The organism is Caulobacter sp. D5 (assembly GCF_003185805.1).
In the GTDB taxonomy this organism is placed as follows: Bacteria; Pseudomonadota; Alphaproteobacteria; order Caulobacterales; family Caulobacteraceae; genus Caulobacter.
In genome coordinates, this window is sequence record NZ_QHJY01000329.1 from 1 (window position 1) to 1,487 (window position 1,487).

2 protein-coding genes and 1 pseudogene are annotated in these 1,487 nt (G+C 66.1%); 1 reads left to right on the top strand and 2 read right to left on the bottom strand.

The genetic code is table 11. From position 1 onward, the window contains the following. Nucleotides 1–440 (top strand): alpha/beta fold hydrolase (locus DMC18_RS26175; RefSeq protein WP_158285939.1); only part of this gene is annotated, 440 nt, incomplete at its 5' end. Here the strand turns inward: DMC18_RS26175 and DMC18_RS19770 are convergent. Both DMC18_RS19770 and DMC18_RS19775 read right to left on the bottom strand, forming a co-directional pair. Beyond that, on the bottom strand, nt 432–1,130 hold the full coding sequence (locus DMC18_RS19770; protein ID WP_110121175.1) for an endonuclease NucS domain-containing protein: 699 nt from the start codon (nt 1,128–1,130) through the stop codon (nt 432–434). The genes DMC18_RS26175 and DMC18_RS19770 overlap by 9 nt on opposite strands. A gap of 62 nt (nt 1,131–1,192) precedes the next feature. Continuing rightward, a pseudogene (locus DMC18_RS19775) lies at nt 1,193–1,487 on the bottom strand (hypothetical protein); the annotation flags it as partial.

Genomic DNA, 1,487 nt, shown 5'->3' on the forward strand with positions numbered 1-1,487 from the left:
AGTGCGAGGCGCCCGCTCCGCCGCCGCCCAAGGCGGCCTGCGCGGCCGCGACCGACGCCTTCTACGCCGCCTTCCTGACCCGCGAGCCGCCGTCGCCGGCCCACCGCGCCTATCGCCCGCCCGGCGATCGCGGCTTCAATCCCAGGCTCTACGGCGCCATGTGGGGTCCGACCGAGTTTTCGGCGACGGGAACCCTGAAGACCTATGACGGCGAACCGCTGCTCGACCGGCTGGACGGCAGGCGCACCCTGTTCATGGTCGGCCAGTACGACGAGGCCCGGCCGGTCACCGCCGAACGCTTCGCCCGCCGCGTCGCCGGCGCCGAACTGGCCGTCGTCCCCGGCGCCGGCCACGCCACCTTCACCGACCGCCCGGAAGAGACCGTGACAGTGCTGCGCCAGTGGCTGAGGCGGCAGGATCGGATCGTTCGATCAACGTAGAGCTTCAAATCGCAGAGAAAATTCGTAGGTCCTGAGCTGAAGGCCGGTGACACGTTTTGCCGCCGCGCGGATGCGATCGGAAAATTCGGCCGCGATCAGATAGGCCCTGACCGCCTCTCCGCGTTCCTCGGCCAAGGCCTCAGCATAACCCAGCGTCTGCTCGAGAGCCCCAGGAGGACAGGACCCCGCCTTCAACTCGATCACGACCAGCTTGTCCTCTCGATCCTTGGCCAGGATATCGATGCGGCCAGTCGCGACCCTGACCTCAACGCCCCCATCAGCTTCGATGAGACCGGACTCCAGGGCGCCGAGTTGCTTGCGAACGGCGGCCTGCATTTCTCGCTCGACCTTGAAGACGGCTCCCTCAGCCATCTCCTCGTCAATCAACGGCTCACCCGCAACCAGATCTTCCTCGTCCATTTCGTCCAGCGGCGAGCGGATTTCGACGACGAACTGGATATAGCGCTTCAGCACCGATCGAGCATGACTTGGATAGGTCAAAAATGGGCCGACGTTCGCGGTCTGGCCCCAATTGATGACCGCGTCTATGCCATCCCTGCCAATGGTCTCATCGAGCCCTCCGATCGCAAGGTCGATCCGCGACAGATAGGAATTGTAGGTGTTGTAACTGGAGCGCTTGGCCCCGACCTTGTTCAGAAAATAATCCCTGAATTCCGCGACACGATACATCGGCGATCTCCCCACCCTCGGCGGGATAAGTGCATGACGCCGATCGTCCGCTCAACCCTGGATTATCTTCGCTTCTTGCCCTTGGCGGCGGTCGTCTTCTTCTTGCTGGCGCCCTTGGCCGACTTGCCCTTCACCGCCTTGCCCTTGGCGGCCTTGCCTGAGCGCAGGGCCGAAGCCTTGCCGCCCTTCCTGGCGGCGGCGGCGCACTTGGCCTTGGCGGCCTTCAGGGCCTTGCCCTTCTTGCCCTTGGTGACGCAGGGCGCGGCCTTGGCCGGCGCGGCGGCGGCGGGACGGGCGGCGGGGGCGACGCGGGACGGCCAGATGACCGGTCCGCGCGCGGCGCTGGCGTAGCCGGCC